We start from the raw sequence: 19,479 nt of genomic DNA on the forward strand, positions 1-19,479 counted from the left end.
GGGCGGTGGGGCCGTGCGGCGGGGCCGTGTTGCGTGCTCCGTGGCGGTGGGGCGGTGCACACCGCCACGGCCGCCGTGTCCGCCGCCCGCCGCCCGCTGCCCGCACTGCGAAATGCCGGAGCAGCACCCGCACGCCCGTGCGAAACTCTGCCCATGCTCGGTGTGACTGATCTTCCGACCTACCTGATGGGTCTCGTCCTGATAGTGCTTCTGCCAGGACCGAATTCGCTGTACGTGCTGTCCGTCGCCGCCCGTCGTGGCGTCCGTGCCGGGTACACGGCGGCGGCCGGGGTCTGGTGCGGGGACGCGGTGCTGATGGTGCTGTCGGCGGCCGGGGTCGCCTCGCTGCTCCAGGCGAACGCGCTGCTGTTCGGCATCGTGAAGTACGCGGGCGCAGGCTATCTGACCTGGCTCGCGATCGGAATGCTGCGGGCCGCGTGGTCGATGTGGCGGACGCGGCGCGAATCCGTGCGGACGGCCGCGGCTCAGGCCGAGCCCGCCGCTGTGGAACGTCCGTACCGCCGGGCCCTGGTGATCAGCCTGCTGAACCCGAAGGCGATCCTCTTCTTCATCAGCTTCTTCGTGCAGTTCGTCGACCCGGCCTACGCGTACCCCGCGCTGTCCTTCGTCCTCCTCGGCACCTTCGCCCAGCTGGCGAGCTTCCTCTACCTCACCGCCCTCATCTTCAGCGGCACCCGCCTCTCGGCCGCCTTCGCGCGCCGCAAGCGGCTTTCCGCCGGGGCGACTTCGGCGGCCGGAGTGCTCTTCCTCGGGTTCGCGGCGAAACTGACGCTGGCCAGCGCGTAGAACCGCAGAGCACTGCGGCAGAGCAGCGCGGAGAAGCGGGAGAGGGGGCGCCGCGGCGCAGGACGCCCGCGCCGGGTGGTTCCGCTCCCCGGCTGACGCCCCGATTGCCGCAGGGAGAGCGGCAGCCGGGGCGTTCCGCTGTCATTCCACTGTCAGGGCCGACGCGCCACCCACACCGACCGGCTCGTCCGGACGGTCAGGTCGTCGCGTCGCAGGATGCTGTACGGGCCGTCGTCGTCCAGGAGCTTGTCGAGCACCGTGACGTCGTCGGCGTCCAGCCGGTCGGCAAGGTGCTCGCGCAGGCGGGCCAGGATGGCGCGGGCGTAACGTCCGGCGGCGGCGGGCAGCGGGGACTTCAGGTGGACGACGAAGCGGCGTTCCGCCTCGACCGTGAAGCCCGCCCTGGTCAGCCGGGTGCCCCAGTCGTCGCCGAGGTGCGGCACCGCCGCGGCGTGTTTGTCCGCGACGGCGGCGTAGCAGCGCTCCTCGACTCCGGGCCGGCCGAGCCCCGGGCCGAGGTCGTCCGGCAGGAAGCGCGGGAAGGGCGACGCGTCCATCTCCACCACGACCAGCCGCCCGCCGGGGGCCACCGCCGCGAGGATCTCACGCAGGGAACGGTCCGGGTCCGCCATGTGGTGCAGCGAGGCCGACGCCCACACCAGGTCCAAGGAGTCGAGTCCGGCAGGCCACTCCTCGTCGAGGTTGGCCCGCACGGTACGGACCCGGCCGTCGGCGAGACCGGACTCGCGCGCCCTGTCCGCGAGGCGTCCGAGCATCGACTCGGACATGTCCACGGCCACCGCCTCGGCGTCCGCGAACCGCCGCAGGAGCGCGCGCGTACCGGTGCCGGTGCCGGCGCCCAGGTCGAGGATGCGGCGCGGGGGCGTGTCGGAGGTCAGCTCGACGAGCCAGTCCATGAGGTCGGCGAGGTAGTCCTGGAGGACCTCGGCGTCGAGTTCGAGCATCTCCGCGAGGGCTTCCTCGGCGGCGGGGTCGGGCGCGGCGTCACCGGCGGCACCGTGCGAGTGGCCGCCGTGACCTACGTGGCTTGCGTGGCTGCCGTGGCTGCCGTGGTCATCGTCCGAGCCCTGATCGCCGGAGGCGCCGTGCGGGTGGCCGTGCGAGTGGCCTTCATGATCTGCGTGATTCGCGTGCCCTGCGTGACTCGCCCGGTTGCCGTGGTCACCGTCCGGGCCCCGACCCCCGTCCGGGCCCCGCCCCCCGGAAGTGTCGTGAGCGCCGTGACCCTCGTGTCGGCCCTGATCCCCGGAAGCGCCCCGATCCTCGGAAGCGCCGTGGCTTCGGGGGTTGCCGTGCTGACCGTGCTGCTCGTCGTGGTCCCGGCGCGCGCGGCCGTCGTGTCCGTCCATGTCCTGCTGCTGAGTTCCCATGCTTCGAGCGTACGACCATCTTGCGCACCTGGCATACACTCTTGCGTATGACGCAAGACGGAGATCTGGACGACCTCGTACGCAAGCGGATCAGGGGCCTGCGGCTCGCCAAGGGCTGGTCCCTCGACGAGCTGGCCGCCCGCTGCTACCTGAGCCCCTCCACCCTCAGCCGGATCGAGACCGGGCACCGCCGGATCGCCCTCGACCAGCTGGCCCCGATCGCCCGCGCACTCGGCACGAGCCTCGACCACCTGGTGGAGTCCACGACCGACGACGACGTGGTGATCCGCCCGCACCGCGACGAGGCCCAGGGCCGGACCACCTGGCTGCTCAACCGGGACGCGGGCCCCCACGGCTTCACCGTCGCCAAGCTCCGCGTCACCCGACCCGCCCCCCGGGGCGGCGACGCCGACCTGCGGGTGCACCCGGGCAAGGACTGGCTCACCGTCCTGTCCGGCACCGTCGAGCTGGTTCTCGGCGACCGTACGATCCTGGTCGAGACGGGCGAGGCGGCGGAGTTCTCGACCATGATCCCGCACGCCTTCGGCGCCCGTGGCGGCCCTGCGGAGTTCCTGTGCATCCTCGACCACGACGGTCAACGCACGCATCTGCGCCCGTCAGCCTGAACCGCCGGAAGACCCCTCCCCCGCCCCCGCTCCCAAGGACCCGAGGAAGTCGTCGAGCATCGCGGTCTGCACGTCCTCGGGGAACCGCGCCGGGTCGAAGAGGGCCTGCACGACGAGCCCGTGCGTGAACGCGACTGCCGACGCCGCGAGTTGGTCCGGGCCGGCCGCGGCGGCGGGGAGTTCGCCCCGGGCCAGGGCGGTGACGAAGTGCGGGCGCAGGGAGTCGCGCAGCCGGGTGTAGCGGGCGGCCTGGTCGGCGGCGAGGCCCCGGTCCGCGAGGGCGAGGTCCCAGGAGCTGACCCAGATGCGGTTGCGGGCGGTGTCGTCCGGGCCCAGCGGAAGGATGTCCAGCAGCATCGTCCGTACGGTGGCCAGACCCTCGGCGGGGCGTGCCCGGCGCGGGCGTTCGGCCGTCCGCGTCTCCAGCAGGTCCAGGGCGTGCGCGATGAGGGCCCGTTTGGTCGGGAAGTAGTGCATGAGCATGCCGGTCGAGACGTTCATCGCGGCGGCGACGGCGCGCAGGGTCAGCCCGCCGAAGCCCTTCTCGGCGAGGACCTGCCACACCGCCTCGGACACGTCCTTGCGACGGGCTTCACGGTCTCCTGGTGCGGGTGGCATGCTGCTACCTTACGTACCGAACACGCGTTACGTACGTGCGTGACGCCCCTGGATCGAGGTAATCGTGTACGCACTTCCGCTCGGTGACGACGCCCGCCTGGCCCCGCTGGAACCCTGGCACGCGCAGGAGTTCCTCGCACACATCGACCGCGCCCGGCCCCTGGTGGACCCGTGGATCCCGTGGGCGACGTTCAGCACCGACCTCGCCTCGGCGACCGCCGTCCTCCAGCGGTACGCCGACCGGCAGGCCGCGGACACCGGGCGGATCCACGGGATCTGGCTGGACGGCGTGCTGGTCGGCGGCGTGATGTTCCCGCACTTCGACGCGGCGTCCGGGGTGTGCGAGATCGGCTGCTGGCTGGAGGAGGCCGGACAGGGGCGGGGGCTGGTGACCCGGGCGTGCCGGGCGTTGATCGACTGGGCGTTCTCGGAACGCGGGATGAGCCGGATCGAGTGGGTCGCCTCGACGCGCAACGCCCGCAGCAGCGCCGTGGCGCGCCGCCTCGGGATGACGCGCGAGGGCGTCCTGCGGCAGCGGACCCCGTACCGCGGCGAACGGCTCCACTGCGAGATGTGGTCGCTGCTCGCCGAGGAGAGGCCGCTCCCGGAGAAGGCCCCGGACTCCGGAACCGATGAGAGCGACAAGGCCGAACTCGACCGGCTGACAACGGAGTTCCTCGGCGCGTTCACCAACACCGGCGGCCGGCGGCCGAACGTCGGGGTGATCCGTGAGGTGTTCATCCCGGAGGGGATGATCGTCAGCAACGTCGGGGGCAAGCCCGTGGTGTACGACCTGGACTCGTTCGTCGAGCCGCGGCAGCGGATGCTCACGGACGGGACGCTGACGGAGTTCGCCGAGTGGGAGGTCGGCGAGCGGACGGAGATATTCGGGACGGTCGCGCACCGCTTCAGCGAGTACCGCAAGACGGGTGTCTTGAACGGCGAGCGGTTCGAGGGGACGGGTCACAAGACCACGCAGTTCGTCCGGACGCCCGACGGCTGGCGGATGAGTTCGCTCGCCTGGGACGACGTGGACCGCGACGTGTGACACGGGCAACGGAGACGTGCTCCGCGGCGCGCAGCGCGGGTACGGGTGCGTCACGTACTCCTTGCCACTCTCAAGGTATAGCTCACGGGGGGCCTTGCGGCAAGGCCCCCCGCGTACCGCACAATCCCTCTCCTAAGCCCCCCAGCTGCGGAAACGGGAGTCCCACCACGTGCGTACCAGCCCTCAGACCACCGGCACCACCGCTGCGGCCACCGGCGTCTTCCAGCTCCCCGGGCGGCTCGCCGTCAAGGCCGACCCGCAGCTGATCGCCGGGGACGAACAGCACTTCGCGGCCATCGCCACGAGCCTGGAGCGGACGATCGCCGAACTGTCCGGGCGGCTGGAGAACCTCCGCCGGGCCCCCGGCGGCATCGGCCGGGAGGCGATGGACCGCGACGCGGAGATCCACCGGCTGACCGGGCGGCTGCGCGCGCTGCGCCGCTTCGGCCTCGACCTGTGCCTGGGCCACGTCGTCGCCGAGGACGGCGCGGAGCCCCTGTACGTCGGGCGGCTCGGGCTGACCGACGGCGAGGGCCGCCGCCTCCTGGTCGACTGGCGCTCGCCCGCCGCCGAACCCTTCTTCGCCGCGACCCACGCCCGCCCGATGGGCCTGGCGAGCCGACGCAGGTACCGCTGGACGGGCGGGCGGATCAGCGACTACTGGGACGAGGTGTTCACCCCGGACGGCCTGGAAGACCGTGCCGCGCTCGACGACCAGTCGGCGTTCCTCGCCAGCCTGGGCGCCAACCGGTCGGAGCGGATGCGCGACGTCCTGGGCACCATCCAGTCCGACCAGGACGCCGTCATCCGCGCGGGCTCGCGCGGCGCCCTCGTCGTCGACGGCGGCCCCGGTACGGGCAAGACCGTCGTCGCCCTGCACCGTTCCGCGTACCTCCTGTACTCCGACCCGCGGCTCGGCCACCACCGGCGCGGCGGCGGCGTCCTCTTCGTCGGCCCGCACGAGCCCTACCTCGGGTACGTCGCCGACGTCCTGCCCGGCCTCGGCGAGGACGGCGTCCAGACCTGCACCCTGCGCGACCTCGTCCCCGAAGGGGCGGCGGCGGTCCTCGAGTCCGACCCGCGGACGGCTCGCCTGAAGTCGTCCGCGGACATGGTGGGGGCGATCGAGAAGGCCGTCGCGTTCTACGAACAGCCGCCCACCGAGGGGCTGGCGGTCTCCACTCCCTGGTGCGAGGTGTGGGTGGGCGCCGACGACTGGGCCGAGGCGTTCCGGGCGGCGGGCGCGGGCACCCCGCACAACGAGGCCCGCGAGCAGGTCTGGGAGGAACTGGCCACGCTCCTCATGGACAAGCAGGGCCTGGACGAGGAGGAGGACGGCGTCTCCCCCGAGCAGTTCCTGCGGGCGCTGCGCCAGGACCGTGACCTCGTCACGGCTCTGCACGGGGCGTGGCCGCTGATCGACGCCGCCGACCTCGTCTCCGACCTGTGGACGGTCCGCGCCTACCTGCGGATGTGCGCGCCGTGGCTCACCCCCGACGAGGTGTCGAAGCTCCGGCGCGAGGACGCGCCCCGGGCCTGGACGGTGTCCGACCTGCCGCTCCTGGACGCGGCGCGGCAGCGGCTCGGCGATCCGGAGGCGGCCCGCCGCGACCGGCTGCGCGCCGCGGCCGTCGCCGCCGAGCGCGAACGGATGGCGCTCGTCATCGACGACATCGTCGCCGCCGCCGACGTCAACTCGGGCGGCGACGACAGCGAGGGCGCGGTAAGGATGCTGCGCGGCAAGGACCTCCAGGACAGCCTGATCGACCAGGACGCGCTGCCCACCGCCGACCGGGACCGGCTGGCCGGACCGTTCGCGCACGTCGTCGTGGACGAGGCGCAGGAACTGACGGACGCCGAGTGGCAGATGCTGCTGCTGCGCTGCCCGTCGCGGAGCTTCACCGTCGTCGGGGACCGCGCACAGGCCAGGCACGGCTTCGCGGAGTCCTGGCGGGAGCGGCTGGAGCGGGTCGGGCTCGACCGGATCGAGGTGGCCTCCCTGACCCTCAACTACCGCACGCCGCGGGAGATCATGCAGGAGGCCGAGCCGGTCGTCCGGACGGTCCTGCCGGACGCCAACGTGCCGGTCTCCGTCCGCAGCAGCGGCCTCCCGGTCGTCCACGGCTCCGTCGCGGACCTGGACCGGGTGCTCGACACGTGGCTCGACGCGCACGAGGAGGGCGTCGCCTGCGTCATCGGGGCGAACGGTGCGGGGGACGACGCGCCCGGCGGTGCGTTCCGGGCGCGGCCCCGGGTGCGGGCGCTGACCCCGGTGCTGTCCAAGGGCCTGGAGTTCGACCTGGTGGTGCTCGTCGACCCCGAGGAGTTCGGCGTGGGCATCGAGGGAGCGGTCGACCGCTACGTCGCGATGACCAGGGCGACCCAGCAGCTCGTGGTGCTCACCAGCGGGTGAGTCGGCGGCCGGGCGTGGGCGGGCGCAGGGGACGACGGCCCGGTGAGGGGTGTCGCCCTGCCCGTGACGACGGGCGGGCGCGGGGCCCGGCCCCGGCGGCGGGCGGGCGCCGCGTCGGGCCCCGCCCGCCGTCGGACGTCGTTCTTCCGGCCGCCCCGCCCGCGAGGGCCCTCCGAGCGCAACGAGACCGGAGGGCGGGCCGGGGCAGCGGGCGGCGCGCGGCGTCAGGCTTCGCGGGCGCCCTCGTACATCGCCTCGACGACCTCCGCGTACTGGCGCTCCACGACGGGGCGCTTGACCTTGAGGCTCGGGGTGAGTTCGCCGTGCTCGATGTCGAGGTCGCGCGGCAGCACCGAGAACTTCTTGATCGTCTGCCAGCGCTGGAGGTCGCCGTTGACCTGCTCGACGAAGCCGGCGATCAGCTCGTGCACCTGTGCCGAGGAGACCACGTCCGCGTAATCGCGGCCGGCGAGTCCGTTCTCCTGCGCCCAGGGCATGACGACGGTCTCGTCCAGGGCGATCAGGGCGGTACAGAAGTTGCGGCCGTCGCCGATGACCAGGATGTTGCTGACGAACGGGCAGACGGCCTTGAAGCGGCCCTCGATCTCCGTGGGCGCCACGTACTTGCCACCGGAGGTCTTGAACAGGTCCTTCTTGCGGTCGGTGATCCGCAGGAAGCCGTCCGCGTCCATCTCTCCGATGTCGCCGGTGTGGAACCAGCCGTCGCTCTCCAGTACTTCGGCGGTCTTCTCCGGGAGGTTGTGGTAGCCGCGCATGACTCCCGGGCCCCTCAGCAGCACCTCGCCGTCCTCGGCGATGCGGACCTCGGTACCGGGCAGCGGTTTGCCCACCGAGCCGACCCGGTACCCCTCGGCGGGGTTGACGGTGCAGGCCGCGCTGGTCTCCGTCAGCCCGTAGCCCTCGAAGACGTGGACGCCGGCGCCGGAGAAGAAGTAGCCGATGTCCGGAGCGAGGGCGGCGCTGCCGGAGACGCTGCCGCGGAGGTTGCCTCCGAAGGCGGCGCGGATCTTGCCGTACACCAGCCGGTCGGCCACGGCGTGCTGAACGGCGAGCACCGGGGGGATCCGGCGACGTCCGCCCGCCGCCGTGCTCTCCTGCCCCGCCTTCGCGTAGGCGCGGGCGACCTTGGCGGCCCAGAGGAAGATCTTGTACTTGGCTCCCCCTTCGGCGCGTGCCCGGCCGGCTATGCCGTTGTAGACCTTCTCGAAGATCCGCGGTGCGGACGCCATCACGGTCGGTCGGACCGCGGGCAGGTTGGTGATGATGCGGTCGATGCGCCCGTCCACCGCCAGTACGTGGCCGGTTCTGATCTGCCCGGAGATCAGGGCCTTGCCGAACACGTGGGACAGGGGCAGCCACAGGAACTGCACGTCGTCGGCGCGCAGGAGTCCGCTGACCTCCTGGGCGACACCCTGGTAGGACCAGCAGTCGTGCACCAGGCGCACGCCCTTGGGGCGGCCGGTGGTGCCGGAGGTGTAGATCAGCGTGGCGAGGTGCTCGCGCTCGATGGCCGCGACCGCCTGCTCGACGGCGTCCGGGTGCTCCTCCAGGTACTTGGCCCCGCGCGCTTCCAGTTCGGCGAGGGACAGCACCTCCAGCCCTTCCACCCGGGCGGCCTCGGCGTCGGCGTCGGGATCGAAGAGGATCGCGTGACGGAGTTCGGGCAGGCGGTCGGTGTGCGCGAGCACCTTGGCCAGTTGCTCGGAGTCCTCGACGAAGATCGCCCGGCTGCCGGAGTCGGACAGGATGTAGACCGTCTCGTCGGCGTGGGTGCTGGGGTAGACGGCGGTGGCGGCGGCGCCCGCGCACATCACGCCCAGATCGGCCAGGATCCACTCCACCCTCGTGGAGGAGGAGATCGCGACCCGTTCCTCGCGCCGCAGCCCGAGGGCGAGCAGGCCGGCGGCGATCGTCGTGACGCGTTCGGCGGTCTGCGCCCAGGTGAGCGAGTGCCACCGCTCGGCCCCGGACGTGCCGTCGTCCGCCGGTACGGGGTAGCGGTAGGCCTCGCCGCCGGGCGTGGCCCCGACCCGGGAGAAGAAGAGGTGCGCCACGGAAACCGGGCGGTCATCGACAAGGGACTGAGCGGAATTCACGTGAACCTCCGGGCTCGGAAACGCCCATCGACAGCTTGTTAACTGACGGGTAACTCGAAAGTAGAGGTGACAGTAAGGGCAATCCGGCCGGTGCGTAAGAGCCTGTGCAGAACCTGTGCGGAAGAGGTCGTGGGCAACAGCGCGGGCGGACGGGTTCGCACCGGGCCTGCACGAAAGCGCACGCGGGCGCCCGCACGGCAGCGGCGGTGAGCAGCAGCCCGTACGGGGAGCATGCTCGTCCCCGCCGCGCCCCAGGAGGTGCGGACGGATCAGGAGCGTCGGGGGCGACCGCCCGGCCGGGGCGCGCGGCGCTCCGGACCGGTGTGTGACGGTGGTACGGCGAGCGGGGCCGTCCAACTGCCGAGAAGCCGCAGCGCACTGTCCGCGCGCGCATCCGGCGCGGTGAAGACGACCAGGGACCTGCCCTCGGTCCCGGGCAGCGACAGCGTCTGGTACCCGAGGTCGAAGTCGCCGACCAGCGGGTGCCGGAAGCCCTTGGTGCCGTACGACTTCTCCGTGACCTCCTGCGCGGCCCACAGCTCCCTGAACTCCGGGCTGCGGCGGCTCAGTTCGGTCACGACCCGCCCCAGCCGGGCGTCCCCGGGCCTGCGGCCCGCCGAGAAGCGCAGGAACCCCACGGTCTGCCCCGCCACCTCGCCCCACCGCGGGTACAGGTCGCGGGCCGAGGCGTCGAGGAAGACGTGACGCGCCAGGTTGGGCCGCCCCGGCGGCGGGACGTCCAGGCCGCCGACCAGGGCGCGGGCGAGGCCGTTCGCGGCGAGGACGTCCATGGCGGGCCCCAGCAGGTACGCGGGGACGGCCCCCACGGCGGCCAGGAGGCGGTGCAGGTCCTCCCGTACGGGAGGCTCGTCGTCCGCGTCCGCCGCACAATCGCCGGAGCCCGCACGGTCCGGCCGCCCGCCGGCGTCGCCGGGCCGGTGGGCTGCCGCGAGCGGGGACGCCCGGGGGGCCGTGCACCGCGCCAGGTCGTACAGGTGCGCCCGCTCCGTCGGGTCGAGGCACAGCACGCGCACCAGGGCGTCCAGCACGGAATCCGACGGGTTGCGGGCGCGGCCCTGCTCCAGCCGCGTGTAGTAGACGACGCTGACGCCCGCGAGGTCGGCCACCTCCTCACGGCGCAGCCCCGCCACCCGGCGTCGGCCGGTGCCGGCGTGCCCGGCCGCCGCGGGGGACACCCGGGCACGCCGCGACTTCAGGAAGGCGCCGAGTTCACTGGCTGAGTTCATGCCGGTCAGTATGCGCACGGCCGACGGACGGCTGCCTGTCCCTGTCAGTACCCCCCTGTGGGCCGCTTCGGCTGCCTGGTACCCGCGGAGTAATGGCTCCGCTTGCCGCGGGCGGCCACGGTGGGAGCGGCTGCGGATCCCGCACCGTGGCCGCCAGGCGTCCCGGCGATGCCCGGCGGCGTACGTACTTCGACACGACAGGAGCGCCTTCGATGCGCGCGGTGGTCTTTTCCCGATATGGCGACGAGAGCGTTCTGGAGCTCACTGAACGCCCCGCCCCCACTCCGGCCGACGGCGAGGTGCTGGTGGAAGTCAGGGCCGCGGGGGTCAACCCGGTCGACTGGAAGCACCGCGAAGGAGAGGTGCGCAACGACCGCCCGTTCCCGCTGGGCATGGGCTGGGACGTGGCGGGCGTGGTGCGGAGCTCCGTGCCGGGCGGCCCGGCGGTCGGGGAGGCGGTGTACGGCATGCTTCCGCTGCCGTACGGCGGTGCCTACCAGGACCTGTGCGTCCTGCCCGCCGCGGCGGTGGCGCCCAAACCGTCCCGGCTCTCCTTCGCGGAGGCCGCCGGGGTGCCGCTGGCGGCGCTGACGGCCCGGCAGGCACTGGAGGCCGCGGATGTCACGGCGGGCATGCGCGTCCTGGTGCACGCGGGCGCGGGCGGCGTCGGCCACTTCGCGGTGCAGTTCGCACGGCTGCTGGGGGCACACGTCACGGCCACCTCGTCGGCCCGCAACCTGGACTTCCTCCGCCGCCTGGGGGTCGACGCGCCGCTGGACCGCGCGACGGCGCGTCCGGGCTCCGGGTCCTTCGACGTCGTCCTGGACACCGTCGGCGGCCCGGTGCAGCACGCGTCGTGGCGGCTCCTGCGTCCCGGCGGCACCCTCGTCACGCTGCCGGAACCGGTCGACGAGGCGCACCGCATCCCGGGCGTCACGGCCCTCCGCGTGATCGTGGCACCGGACGGCGAGGCACTGCGCGGGATCGGCGAACTCATCGACTCGGGCGCCGTGCACGTCGAGGTCCAGGAGATCCTGCCCCTGCGGAAGGCCGCCGAGGCCCACCGGACGAGCCGTGCGGGCCGGGTGCGCGGAAAGCTGGTCCTCGGCCTCTGAGGACGGGCGGGCGGGGGCTCGCGGGGCCGTCAGAGGGCCAACAGCCTCAGGGCGTCGGCCGACGCCGCGTCGTTCGGGGTGTAGACCTCCAGCCGGTGGTCGGGGCTCTCCGGCTGGAGCCACACCTGGTAGTCGACGTCGAGCCCGCCGACGGCCGGGTGGCGCAGCCGCATCGTGCCGACGGTGCAGTCCGCCACGTCGCCCGCGGCCCAGAGCCCGGCGAACCGGTCGCTGTGCATGACGAGTTCACCGATGAGTTCGGCGAGCCGCGCGTCGGTGGGGTACCGGCCCGCGGTGAGCCGCAGGTAGGCGACATGGGCCCTGGCCAGGGCGTCCCAGTTCGTGAACAGGTCACGGGTCAGGGGGTCGAGGAAGAACATCCGGGGGACGGAGGGCCGTCGTGCCGGATCGCCGGGTGCGTCGAAGTCGACGTGCGCGGCGGTGAGGGCGTGCCCGGTGCGGTTCCAGGCCAGTACGTCGCCGCGGCGGCCGAGCACGACCGCGGGGGCGGCCTCGCCCAGGGCGGTCAGCAGGGACAGCACGCGCGGGTGCGGGCTCTCCGGGCGTGGCCGCACCAGGCGCGAACGGCCCTGGTGCCGGGCGAGGTTGTGGAGGTGGAGCGTCTCCACGTCGTCGAGCCGGAGCACCTGGGCGAGCGCGTCGAGCACCTGCGGGGAGGCGGTGCCGGCCTGCCCCTGTTCCAGGCGCGTGTAGTACCCGGCGCTCACCCCCGCGAGCTGCGCGAGTTCCTCGCGCCGAAGCCCCGGAACGCGGCGGGTGCTTCCGTACGTACGAAGGCCGACGTCGGCGGGGGTGACCCGGTCCCGGCGGTTCTTCAGGTACGCGCCGAGGCCGCCGAGCCCCGGAGCGCCCGGCTCCCGGTCCCGGCCGCCCGTCCGTTCCGGCAGCGCGTTCGTCGGGCTCTTCGGGGCCGTGTGCGTCCTGCTCTCCGTCTCCATGCCGGGAAGCCTAGGCGGAACGGGCCGTGTCGTGGGTGCCCCTGCGAGGTGTACCCACGGCACGGGGATGGCTGACGTACGGCCGCCCCCGCATCGTCGGGCCCATGAACACGAAGCGATCGTCCCGCTCTCCTTCCCCCTCCCCCGGGCCCCGGGCCTGGCTCGGCCTCGTGGTGGTCCTGGGCCCGGTGCTGTTGGTCGCCATGGACAGTTCGGTCCTGTTCCTGGGCATGCCCAAGGTGTCCGAGGCGCTGTCGCCGACCGCCGACCAGGCGCTGTGGATCCTGGACGTCTACGGTTTCGCCGTCGGTTCGCTGCTCGTCGCGTTCGGCAGCATCGGCGACCGGTACGGGCGGCTGCGGCTGCTGCTGATCGGTGCGGCCGTCTTCGGCGCCGCCTCGGCGGGCGCGGCCTTCTCCCCCACCCCCGAACTGCTCATCGCCTTCCGGGCGTTGATGGGCGTGGCCGGTGCCACCCTGCTGCCGTCCGCGCTGGCGGTGCTCAGCGAACTGTTCACCGATCCCCGCACACGCTCGAAGGCGGTCGGCGTCTTCGCGGCCACCTTCGCCGCCGGGTTCGCGATCGGTCCGGTCGTCGGCGGGCAGCTCCTGAACAACTTCTGGTGGGGCTCGGTCTTCCTCATCAACCTGCCCGTGGTCGTACTGTTCCTGCTCCTGGCCCCGGTCCTGCTGCGCGAAGTCCGCGCCACCCGGCCCGGTCGCGTCGACGTGCCGAGCATCCTGCTCTCCGCCGCCGGTCTCCTGCTGAGCGTGTATGCGATCAAGCACGCGGCGGCCGACGGCCTGTCCGCGACGCCGCTGGTCGCCGGAGTGCCCGGCGTCCTCGCCCTCTGGGTCTTCGTACGGCGTCAACTCCGCCTCGACCGACCGCTGATCGACTTCCGTCTCTTCCGCGACCGGGTCTTCACCGTCGCCGCCATCACCGGCCTCCTCCCGCTGGCGGCGTGGTCGGCCGTCGCCTACCTCGGCGGCGGCTACCTCCAGGCCGTCCTCGGTCTGAGCGTCCTGGACGCCGCCCTCGTGGCACTGCCGGGGGCCGCGGTGCTCACCGTCAGCTGCCTCGCGACCCCGGCCCTGGTCGCCCGCACGGGCACCCGGTCGGCGCTCGTCGCCTGCCACTTCCTCATCGCGGCCGGACTCGTTCTGCTGCTGGCCACGGGCGTTTCCGGCGGCATCGGCTGGTACGTGGCGTCCACCGTCGTGGCGGGGGTCGGCTACGGCATCTCCTTCAGCGTCGTCGCGGACACGGCCATCGGCGCGGTGCCCGCGGAACGTGCCGGGGCCGCGGCGGCGATCGCCGAGACCAGCAACGAGCTCGGCAACGCCCTGGGCATCGCGCTCCTCGGCTCACTGGCCGCCCTGATCTTCCGGCTCCAGGGGCCGGACGCCGCGGGCACGCTCCACGAGACCCTGCACCTCCCGGGCCTGACCCCCGCGGTGATCGACCAGGCCAAGCAGGCCGCCGTCACCGGACTGCACGCCGCCGCCCTCGTCGCGTCCCTGCTCCATGCGGCGCTCGGCGCGTTCGCCCTGCGTCACCTCCCGAGGTCAGCGCCGGACCGTGCCGCCGCCCCGCAGCCGGAACCGCTGCCCCGGCTCACCGCCGGAGCGGACGCGCCCCGGTGACCCGCCGCGGAACGGGAGTTCGCCTCGCCCCCGTTCGTCCCGTGACCGGGCCGCCCGCACCCGACAGGTCCGCCACCGGCCCTGTGACGCGCCTCACTCTCCCCGGGCTGCGGGACGGTCGTACCCGATCATGGCTCGCATGGACTCCCGTTTCCTCGGCATCGCCGATCTGACCGACACTCCGCCCGTGGCGGTCGTGGTCGACGTCATGCGTGCCTTCACCGTGGCCGCCTGGGCCTTCGCCCAGGGGGCGGAGAAGATCGTTCTTGCCGAGTCGCTGGACGAGGCGCGGGCGCTCAAGGCGTCCCACCCGGGCTGGGTGGCACTCAAGGACGGTCCGCCCGCGCCCGGGTTCGACACCGTCAACTCGCCCGGCATGCTGCGTTCCCTCGACCTCACCGGCCGGACCGTCGTACAGAAGACCACCGCGGGAACGGTCGGGGCCCACGCCGTCAGGGACTCCTCGCTGGTGCTGTGCGCGAGCTTCGTGGTGGCGGAGGCGACGGCTCGGCTCCTGCGGTCGCACGGGAGCGACCGGGTGACGTTCGTGGTCACCGGGGAGGGCGGCCGGGCGGAGGAAGACCTGGCGTGCGCCCAGTACATCGCCGGGCGGGCCGCCGGATCCGGCGCGGACGCCGCCGGGTTCCTCCGCCGCGCGGCCGCGTCCCGCGCCGCCGCCGAACTGACGGAGGGGGTACGCGAGGGGGTCCACCCCGACGACGTCGCGCTCTGTTGTGAGGTCGACCGGTTTCCCTTCGCCCTGGTCGCCGCCCCGGAGGGCTCACTCATGGTGCTGCGCGCCCGCGACACCGCGGGCACCGCCGCCACCGCGGGCAGCTGACCCGAGCGCCACCCCGTGCGCCTCTACCGGCGGCATTGCTGGTCACCCCCCGCCCGCTCGCGCTCCCGCGCCCGTACGCGGCCCCCGGAACGTCCCCCGGTACGCCTGCGGTGAGACGCCCACCGTCACCTGGAAGTGCTGCCGCATCGACGTCCCCGTGCCGAATCCGGCCTCGTGCGCGATCCGGTCCACCGGCAGGTCCGTCTCCTCCAGCAACTCCCTTGCCCTGTCTACCCGTTGGCGGGACAGCCACTGCACGGGGGTGAGTCCCGTCTCCTCACGGAACCGGCGGCTGAAGGTCCGTACGCTCATGTGCGCCTCGCGCGCGAGCTCGTCCAGGGTGAGCGGCCGGTCGAGGTGGGCAAGGGCGAAGGCGCGTGCGCGGCCGGTCGAGGAGACCTCCGGCGCGGGCACCGGGCGCCGTACGTACTGGGCCTGGCCGCCCTCCCGGTGCGGCGGCACCACCGTCGTACGGGCGACGGCGTTCGCGACGGCCGCGCCGAAGTCGCTGCGGATCATGTGCAGGCAGAGGTCGATGCCGGAGGCCACCCCGGCGGAGGTGAGCACCCCGCCGTCGTCCGTGTAGAGGACGTCCGGATCGAGGTCCACCTCCGGGTACAGCTCCCGGAACTCCTCGCAGGACTTCCAGTGCGTCGTCGCCCGCCGCCCCGCCAGAAGACCCGCCGCCGCGAGCACGAAGGAACCCGTGCAGATGGAGGCGATCCGGGTGCTGGGCCGAATCCGCGCCAGCGCCGCGGCCACCCCCGGTTCCAGCAGGCCGCGCGTCTGCGGCCCGTAGTCCTCGTGTGCGGCGGGCACGACGACGGTGTCCGCCGTGTCCAGCGCCTCGGGCCCGTGCGCCACGTTGACGGTGAAGTCGGTGTCGGTGGCCACCTCGCCGGGCTCGGGCGTGCAGGTCACCACGTCGTACAGCGGCTCGCCCGCCGCCGACCTGGCCTGCCCGAACAACCGGTGCACGATGCCCAGTTCCATGGGCAGCAGCCCGGGTCGTACGAGAACGGCGACCCGGTGCACACCATCGGCGCGACGGGCCTCCGCAGCCGACCCACCGTTCACATCCCTGTCGTCACGCATGGCCAGATTCTTTCACAAGGCGGCAATCCGGCCGGTGGCCGGTGTCGGGGCCACCGCGAAGGATCGTCCGCATGGATACGCACCCACCCCTCGCCCCGGAGAGCGGGCCCCCGGCCCCCGCCCGCACGCCCCGCGTCCACCGGGCCTGGCCCGTGGCCGCCACGGCCGCCCTCGCGATCCTCGTCACCGGCGCGTTCGCCACCCTGCCCGGCCTCTTCACCCGGCCCGTCCGCGAGGAGTTCGGCTGGTCCTACGGCTCCATCGGCGTCGCCACCTCCGTCAACATGCTGCTGTACGGGCTCATGGCCCCCTTCGCCGCCGCCCTGATGGATCGCTTCGGCATCCGCCGGGTCGTCACGACCGCGCTCGCGACCGTCGCCGCGGGCGCCCTCCTCACCTCCACCGTCCTCAGCGAACCCTGGCAACTCACCCTCTACTGGGGCCTGCTGGTGGGCCTCGGCACGGGATCCACGGCGATGACGCTGGGCGCGACGGTCACCCAACGGTGGTTCGTACGACGCCGGGGCCTGGTCACCGGGGTGCTCGCCTCCGCGAGCGTGCTGGGCCAGATGGCGTTCCTGCCCGCCCTCTCCCGGCTGGTCGAGCACCACGGCTGGCGTCCCGCTCTGGTGACGGTCGCTCTGGCCGCCTGCGCGGTGGCCCCCGTCGTCCTGCTCGTACTGCGCGACCACCCGGCCGACACCGGTCTGAAGCCGTACGGCGCGGCGGCCTTCGTTCCTCGGCCCTCCCCCGCGCGCGGTGCCGTCGGCCGTACCTTCCGGGTCCTCCGCCGCGCCTGCCGCACCCCGTCCTTCTGGCTGCTGTCCACCGCCTTCGCGGTCTGCGGGGCGTCCACCAACGGCATCCTGTGGACCCACTTCACGCCCGCCGCCCACGACCACGGCATGCCCGCCACCACCGCCTCGACGCTCCTGGCACTCGTCGGTGTCTTCAACGTCGCCGGCACGATCGCCTCCGGCTGGCTGACCGACCGCTACCCGCCCCGCCGCCTCCTCGCCCTCTGCTTCGCCCTCCGAGCGGCCCTCCTGCTGACCCTCCCCCTCTCCCTGGCCGCCACGCCCACCCCGCCCCTCCTCGCCTTCGTCGCCCTCTTCGGCCTGCTCGACCTGGCGACCGTTCCGCCGGTCCTGGCGCTGTGCCGGGACTTCTACGGCGAGGACAGCCCCGTCGTCTTCGGCTGGATCAGCACCGCCCACCAGCTGGGCGCGGCCCTGGTGGCGCTGCTCGGCGGCACGGCCCGCGACGTCTTCGGCTCGTACGACCCGGTCTGGACGGCGGTCGGCGCGCTCTGCGCCATGGCGGCCCTGCTCTCGCTGGCGATCCGCCCCGCCACGCGCGTTCCGTCGAGTCCCGCGTGGTAGGGAACGCTGCCCGGGCTTTCAGACCGCGCAGCAGCCGCAGGCGTCCGCCTTCCCGGTCGGCGCCGCCGTGGCGGCGGGGGACGCCGTGGTGGCGGGGGACGCCGTGGTGGCGGGGGACGCCGTGGTGGCGGGGGACGCGCAACAGCCCTTGCCCTGCCAGGCGTCGCGGCCCTCCTTCACCGCGATGACGGCGATCACCAGCGCGGCGACCGGGTCGGCCCAGGACCATCCGAGGACGCTGTGGGCGACGAGGCCGGCCAGGACGACGGCGGAGAGGTAGGTGCACAGCAGGGTCTGCTTCGAGTCGGCGACCGCCGAGGCCGAGCCCAGTTCGCGTCCGGCCCTGCGCTGGGCTGCCGAGAGGAACGGCATGATCGCGAGGGACAGGGCGGCGATGACGATTCCCAGCGGGGAGTGCTGGACCTCGCCGGTGCTGGCGAGCGCCCGGACGGCATCGAAGCCGACGTAGGCGGCGAGCACGAAGAAGGACACGGAGATGATCCGCAGGGTGGTCTTCTCACGGGCCTCGCGAACGGCGTGGTCACGGGCGGAGAACTGCCAGGCGACCGCAGCGGCGGAGGAGACCTCGATGACCGAGTCGAGGCCGAAACCGATCAACGCGGCGGAGGAGGCGAGACTGCCGGCGGTGAGCGCGACGACGGCCTCCACGACGTTGTACGCCAGGGTCGCCGCGACCAGCAGCCGTATGCGCTTCGTCAGGACGTCGCGGCGCGCGGGTATCGGGCCCGACGCCGACGCCGGCATCAGCAGCACCCTTCGGCGTCCGCATCCGGACACGTGCGGTCCGCTTCGACCGCCACCACCGCGTCGCGCAGGTGGTCCAGCGCGTGCCCCAACCGGGGGTCGGCGAGTTCGTAGCGGGTACGGCGGCCCACGGGCACAGCGGTGACCAGCCCGCAGTCACGCAGGCAGGCCAGGTGGTTGGAGAGGCGCGTCCGCGAGATCTGGAGCGCATCGGCAAGATCGGCGGGGTGGGCCGGGGCCTCACGCAGGGCGAGCAGCAACCGGCAGCGGATCGGGTCTGCGAGCGCACGGCCGAACCGGGCCAGCACCTCGATGTCGGAAGCGAGAGTGAGCATGCCGCGACAGTACACAACGTCCTGAATTCATGGAATGCTGAATTCAGGGGTCGGTCGCCTCCCGGAAGGAAGAGCGCTCTCCGAGGCTTTGGCACCGGTGCACGAGTGCACGACGACCACGCACGAAGGTGTCCTCGATCGGCTGCCGGCCGGCCGGGGGCGTGACGACGGGAGCAGGCGTGATGAGTGAACCGACGTGGGTACCGCAGTCCTGCACGTTGCCGTCCGCGGAGCAGCCCCTGCGCAGCGCCGAGTGGGACGCGCTGTTCTGCGAGCGACTGGCCGCGATCACGCGACCCCGGCCGCTGCGCCTTCGCCTCCACCTCTCGTCCGGCGGGGAGGGCGTCGAGGAGCGGGTGCGTGATCTGGTGGCGCGGGAGGGCGACTGCTGCTCGTTCTTCACGTTCACCACAAGGGCGGACGGGGACCGAACCGTCCTGGAGATCGAGGTGGACCGCCTCCACGAGCCGGTCCTGAACGCCCTCGCCGCTCGTGCCGCCGCGGTCGTGGAACGTGAGGTTCCGCCTCGCTGAGCCGTCGCCGAACGACGCCCCCGCTCCGGCGTTCCCCACTCCCCCGGCGCCGCGGACGCACAGCGCGCGGATGCCGACGTCGTCGCGTCGGCGGCGATGTCCCGGCGGCGGGCGGGGACCTACGGCATCGCTATGGCCGCAGCAGCGGATCCCTGCTGCGAACGGGGGGTTTTCTCGCCGACCTTCTGCGGGTCGATCGTGCGCGGGTCGACGGCTTCGCCGGGGGCGCCCTCGGCGTAGTAGCCACCGGGGGCGGTGTCGCGGTCGTGCGGCAGCAGGAAGAAGACGCGGCGCTTGTGCAGGCCGCTGTCCGGGTCGGCCTCGGCGTGTTCGTCGAGCTCGGTGTAGCCGACCAGCCGGCCGTCGCGGGCGTAGCGCGGCTTGCCGCGGCGACGGGGCGTCTTGTCGAGGGCCTGGCGCACGTAGTCCAGGTCGTCGGGGCTTTCCAGCCACACCACCGCATTCTCGTGGGCGAGATCGCTCTCGTTCAGTAGCGAGCTCATGGCTGAAGCCCCTCCTCGTTGTTTCCGGCCACGCGCGG

At 73.2% G+C, this 19,479-nt stretch carries 18 protein-coding genes; 9 read left to right on the forward strand and 9 right to left on the reverse strand.

The genetic code is table 11. The features are described from left to right. The first annotated feature begins 153 nt into the window (after positions 1-153). Positions 154-807, forward strand: a complete 654-nt coding sequence (gene leuE / locus ACQPZG_RS01610) for a leucine efflux protein LeuE (RefSeq protein WP_433543938.1) — start codon at positions 154-156, stop codon at positions 805-807. Between the two features lie 152 nt (positions 808-959). On the opposite strand, the gene ACQPZG_RS01615 is transcribed toward leuE, so the two are convergent. Continuing rightward, the gene (locus ACQPZG_RS01615; protein ID WP_433543939.1) at positions 960-1,772 is read right to left on the reverse strand and encodes a class I SAM-dependent methyltransferase; all 813 of its coding nucleotides are present in this window, start codon (positions 1,770-1,772) and stop codon (positions 960-962) included. Between the two features lie 473 nt (positions 1,773-2,245). Between ACQPZG_RS01615 and ACQPZG_RS01620 the strand changes: the two genes are divergently transcribed. Further along, the gene (locus ACQPZG_RS01620; RefSeq protein WP_433543940.1) at positions 2,246-2,824 is read left to right on the forward strand and encodes a helix-turn-helix domain-containing protein; all 579 of its coding nucleotides are present in this window, start codon (positions 2,246-2,248) and stop codon (positions 2,822-2,824) included. Here ACQPZG_RS01620 and ACQPZG_RS01625 read toward each other — a convergent pair. Then, the gene (locus tag ACQPZG_RS01625; RefSeq protein WP_433543941.1) at positions 2,816-3,442 is read right to left on the reverse strand and encodes a TetR/AcrR family transcriptional regulator; all 627 of its coding nucleotides are present in this window, start codon (positions 3,440-3,442) and stop codon (positions 2,816-2,818) included. The genes ACQPZG_RS01620 and ACQPZG_RS01625 overlap by 9 nt on opposite strands. A 64-nt stretch (positions 3,443-3,506) precedes the next feature. Here ACQPZG_RS01625 and ACQPZG_RS01630 point away from each other — a divergent pair, with 64 nt between their 5' ends. Continuing rightward, positions 3,507-4,490, forward strand: coding sequence for a GNAT family N-acetyltransferase (locus tag ACQPZG_RS01630; protein WP_433543942.1), 984 nt, complete (start codon positions 3,507-3,509; stop codon positions 4,488-4,490). Positions 4,491-4,659: 169 nt separating this feature from the next. After that, positions 4,660-6,903 carry an RNA polymerase recycling motor ATPase HelR gene (gene helR, locus ACQPZG_RS01635; protein WP_433543943.1) on the forward strand — a complete coding sequence of 748 codons (2,244 nt, stop codon included), beginning with the start codon at positions 4,660-4,662 and terminating at the stop codon, positions 6,901-6,903. Between the two features lie 224 nt (positions 6,904-7,127). On the opposite strand, the gene ACQPZG_RS01640 is transcribed toward helR, so the two are convergent. After that, positions 7,128-9,020, reverse strand: coding sequence for an AMP-dependent synthetase/ligase (locus tag ACQPZG_RS01640; RefSeq protein ID WP_433543944.1), 1,893 nt, complete (start codon positions 9,018-9,020; stop codon positions 7,128-7,130). A gap of 269 nt (positions 9,021-9,289) precedes the next feature. Then, positions 9,290-10,267 carry a helix-turn-helix transcriptional regulator gene (locus tag ACQPZG_RS01645; RefSeq protein WP_433543945.1) on the reverse strand — a complete coding sequence of 326 codons (978 nt, stop codon included), beginning with the start codon at positions 10,265-10,267 and terminating at the stop codon, positions 9,290-9,292. Between the two features lie 212 nt (positions 10,268-10,479). Between ACQPZG_RS01645 and ACQPZG_RS01650 the strand changes: the two genes are divergently transcribed. Beyond that, entirely contained in the window at positions 10,480-11,382 is a 903-nt protein-coding gene (locus ACQPZG_RS01650; protein WP_433543946.1) for an NADP-dependent oxidoreductase, read from the forward strand. Between the two features lie 29 nt (positions 11,383-11,411). Here the strand turns inward: ACQPZG_RS01650 and ACQPZG_RS01655 are convergent, their stop codons facing one another. Beyond that, on the reverse strand, positions 11,412-12,341 hold the full coding sequence (locus ACQPZG_RS01655; RefSeq protein WP_433543947.1) for a helix-turn-helix transcriptional regulator: 930 nt from the start codon (positions 12,339-12,341) through the stop codon (positions 11,412-11,414). A 104-nt stretch (positions 12,342-12,445) separates the two neighbouring features. Here ACQPZG_RS01655 and ACQPZG_RS01660 point away from each other — a divergent pair, with 104 nt between their 5' ends. Both ACQPZG_RS01660 and ACQPZG_RS01665 read left to right on the forward strand, forming a co-directional pair. Next, a complete protein-coding gene (locus tag ACQPZG_RS01660) occupies positions 12,446-13,987 on the forward strand; it encodes an MFS transporter (protein ID WP_433543948.1) in 1,542 nt (513 codons plus the stop codon). Positions 13,988-14,126: 139 nt separating this feature from the next. Next, a complete protein-coding gene (locus ACQPZG_RS01665) occupies positions 14,127-14,828 on the forward strand; it encodes a 2-phosphosulfolactate phosphatase (protein ID WP_433543949.1) in 702 nt (233 codons plus the stop codon). Positions 14,829-14,870: 42 nt separating this feature from the next. Here ACQPZG_RS01665 and ACQPZG_RS01670 read toward each other — a convergent pair whose 3' ends face one another. Beyond that, positions 14,871-15,923: a GlxA family transcriptional regulator gene (locus tag ACQPZG_RS01670; RefSeq protein ID WP_433543950.1), complete on the reverse strand. Its 1,053-nt coding sequence runs from the start codon at positions 15,921-15,923 to the stop codon at positions 14,871-14,873. A 71-nt stretch (positions 15,924-15,994) separates the two neighbouring features. Between ACQPZG_RS01670 and ACQPZG_RS01675 the strand changes: the two genes are divergently transcribed. Beyond that, positions 15,995-17,305: an MFS transporter gene (locus ACQPZG_RS01675; protein WP_433543951.1), complete on the forward strand. Its 1,311-nt coding sequence runs from the start codon at positions 15,995-15,997 to the stop codon at positions 17,303-17,305. Positions 17,306-17,323: 18 nt separating this feature from the next. On the opposite strand, the gene ACQPZG_RS01680 is transcribed toward ACQPZG_RS01675, so the two are convergent. Both ACQPZG_RS01680 and ACQPZG_RS01685 read right to left on the reverse strand, forming a co-directional pair. After that, positions 17,324-18,070, reverse strand: coding sequence for a cation diffusion facilitator family transporter (locus ACQPZG_RS01680; protein WP_433543952.1), 747 nt, complete (start codon positions 18,068-18,070; stop codon positions 17,324-17,326). Continuing rightward, complete coding sequence (locus ACQPZG_RS01685; RefSeq protein ID WP_433543953.1) at positions 18,070-18,405, reverse strand: ArsR/SmtB family transcription factor; 336 nt, start codon at positions 18,403-18,405, stop codon at positions 18,070-18,072. The genes ACQPZG_RS01680 and ACQPZG_RS01685 overlap by 1 nt, the downstream gene beginning before the upstream one ends. 182 nt (positions 18,406-18,587) lie before the next feature. On the opposite strand from ACQPZG_RS01685, the gene ACQPZG_RS01690 reads away from it, so the two are divergent. Next, a complete protein-coding gene (locus ACQPZG_RS01690; protein ID WP_433543954.1) occupies positions 18,588-18,938 on the forward strand; it encodes a hypothetical protein in 351 nt (116 codons plus the stop codon). 119 nt (positions 18,939-19,057) lie between these two features. On the opposite strand, the gene ACQPZG_RS01695 is transcribed toward ACQPZG_RS01690, so the two are convergent. Then, positions 19,058-19,441 (reverse strand): DUF6009 family protein, encoded by a 384-nt coding sequence (locus ACQPZG_RS01695; RefSeq protein ID WP_185035767.1) that lies wholly within the window; start codon positions 19,439-19,441, stop codon positions 19,058-19,060. Positions 19,442-19,479 lie beyond the last annotated feature (38 nt).

Origin of the sequence: Streptomyces sp. CA-294286, assembly GCF_050947155.1 — a bacterium.
Lineage (GTDB): Bacteria > Actinomycetota > Actinomycetes > Streptomycetales > Streptomycetaceae > Streptomyces.